Here is a 2,622-nt window from a genome sequence, read left to right as displayed (position 1 = left end):
GTGCCGACTACCGGAATCGAACTGGTGACCTACTGATTACAAGTCAGTTGCTCTACCTACTGAGCTAAGTCGGCACACTATATTCTTTAACTATTGTTCGTGCTAAGCACCAACAATTAATAAATTGTGGTGCCCGGAGGCGGAATCGAACCACCGACACGAGGATTTTCAATCCTCTGCTCTACCGACTGAGCTATCCGGGCGACGAGGTGTATTAAACGGTTTTTCGGCTCTTAGGTCAACCATAAAATTAAAATAAAATATCGTTTGATGAAAATGTGCTCGGAGTGGGCTGTTTTTATGCATTTTTGATACAAATACACCATTAACTAAGCTTTCTTTAATGGAGAGATAGGAGTTTGAAAGTAGAGTAAATGGATAAAAACAAAAAAAGCACGCTTGAAAACGTGCTTTATACTAAACAATTGACTTTAACCTAGTGCTTTACAGAGAACTTGTTTACCCAACCTTCTAACTCATCCGCCAGCGAAGCTAAAGTTTGAGTGCTTGATTGACTCTCTGTTACCACAGAGTTGAGCTGGCTTCCGCTTTCCTCGATAAGATTGACGCGCAGCGCAATATCATCGCTAACCTGAGTTTGTTCGGCTGCTGCGGTCGCGATCTGCTGACTCATTGCGGTGATAGATTCTAAAGCCGTTACAATTTGCTGCAGAGCTTCAGAGGCATTCTTAGACTCTGTTACTGTGCCCTCACTGGTTTCTGCACACACTTCCATTGTGTGAATAGCGTTACGGGAACCTTCTTGCAGGTTGGAGATCATATGCTGAATCTCTTTAGTGCTATCTTGTGTTCGGCCTGCCAGGTTACGCACCTCGTCGGCAACAACGGCAAAGCCTCGACCTTGCTCTCCGGCACGTGCTGCTTCAATGGCAGCATTGAGTGCGAGTAAGTTTGTTTGCTCTGCAATATCGCCAATTACATCGAGCACTTTCACTATACTATTTACATCCTGATCTAGATCGGCGACCGCTTTACTTGCAGTATTTAATTGAGAAGCCAAACCTTGAATGTTTTCAACAGTACTGTGAATCAGCTTCTGAGTATGCTGACTTTGTTTATCGGCTTCGTCTGTGTTGTTTGCTGTATCACTTGCCGAGTTGGCAACATGGTTGGCTGAAGATGCCATTTCAGTCATAGCAGTGGCAATCATTGCTGTTGACTGCTGCTGGGATACGGTGAGATCGGCAATCGTATTTGAGCGTGATTCTACGGCAGATAACTCAGCGCGCAGTGCGTGCATGGATTTCTCAAGGTTTGTCACCATGGTGGCTAGTGATTGACTCATATCTTGCACCGCACGATAGATACTTCCTCTCGGCGCCACTGCATCAAAACTGGTCTGAATGTCGCCTTGTGCGACAGCTTGAACGGCTTTGCGCACATCGTTTGGCTCTCCACCAAGTAGATTGAGCATCTTGCGAATCGAGATAATCAGGCCACCGAGAATACTCCCCGCGATAACTAAACACAGTACAAGCTGCCATTGGGCGGTAGCCCAGAAGCGAGCATTCACCTCATTAAAACCGATCCCTGTACCTACAACCCAGCCCCAATGTGGTGTTTTCTCGGCAATAGAGTGTTTTTCTTCAATGCTTCCGTCGGCCTGCTTTTGACTCCAAGTATATTCGACGATTTGACCTGTTTTGCGCCCCAAAACATCTAAGATAAGTTGGCCGACGCTGTTGCCATCTCCATCACGAAAGTCGTGAAAGCTTGTTCCATGTAATTGAGGGTCAAGCGGAGCTGCAACAAAAATCATGTTCTCATCTGCGACATAAACGTATTCGTTGTCTTTGTAGATATTATTACGAAGTAGGCGAGTGGCTAATGATTTCGCTTCGTCCTCTGGCATTTTGCCTTCGATAGCCATTTTTTCTACTTCGGTAAGAATGCTGTACGCACTTTTGAATAGCTCAGTAACCCGAGCTTTGTTATCAAGGTTACTTGCGACGCGAAGTGTCCATAAGCCCGTTGCGGTCAGTGCTAGGAGTGCTAGCAATATGATCGCAGATAATAAATAGGCTTGAGTTTTTAGTTTCATATTTGGCTCACAAATAAAGTGTCATCACTATGCAAGGCATAGCTAAAAGAAGAAATGTAATAACTCGGGCATCTTAGTGAAGATGAATATGAGCGCATACTAGTGCGTATTGAAATTATGATGAGGATTAAATTTTTAGCGTAAAATAAGTGTTTTTTAGAGATTGGGCTTAATATTTTGCGATGCTAGAAACAGAGAAACAGAGAAACAGAGAAACAGAGAAACAGAGAAAATGAAATGAACGTAGGGCAGATGCCAAAAAGCCGCATCAAAAGATGCGGCTTTTTAAAAATGGCTCCTCCTACTGGACTCGAACCAGTGACCTGCGGATTAACAGTCCGTCGCTCTACCAACTGAGCTAAGGAGGAATTATTCGTGTATCGTGTTTAGCAATGACACCAAATAATGGTGCCTCGAGGCGGAATCGAACCACCGACACGAGGATTTTCAATCCTCTGCTCTACCGACTGAGCTATCGAGGCAAAAGAATGGTGCCGACTACCGGAATCGAACTGGTGACCTACTGATTACAAGTCAGTTGCTCTACCTACTGAGCTAAG

The 2,622-nt window shown here is 44.7% G+C and carries 1 protein-coding gene and 4 tRNA genes; all 5 read right to left on the bottom strand.

Annotation, left to right across the window (positions count from 1 at the left end; genetic code table 11):
• Position 1 precedes the first annotated feature (1 nt).
• Positions 2-74: transfer RNA gene (locus ACWPOD_RS23620), tRNA-Thr, on the bottom strand.
• A gap of 53 nt (positions 75-127) precedes the next feature.
• Positions 128-203: transfer RNA gene (locus ACWPOD_RS23615), tRNA-Phe, on the bottom strand.
• A gap of 233 nt (positions 204-436) precedes the next feature.
• Entirely contained in the window at positions 437-2,062 is a 1,626-nt protein-coding gene (locus tag ACWPOD_RS23610; protein WP_164667180.1) for a methyl-accepting chemotaxis protein, read from the bottom strand.
• Positions 2,063-2,354: 292 nt separating this feature from the next.
• Positions 2,355-2,430: transfer RNA gene (locus ACWPOD_RS23605), tRNA-Asn, on the bottom strand.
• Positions 2,431-2,468: 38 nt separating this feature from the next.
• Positions 2,469-2,544, bottom strand: a tRNA-Phe gene (locus ACWPOD_RS23600).
• Positions 2,545-2,622: the final 78 nt, after the last annotated feature.

The organism is Vibrio sp. JZG120 (assembly GCF_053890955.1).
The sequence above is the reverse complement of the archived record's forward strand: the minus strand, read 5'-3'. Positions and strand labels throughout refer to the sequence as shown.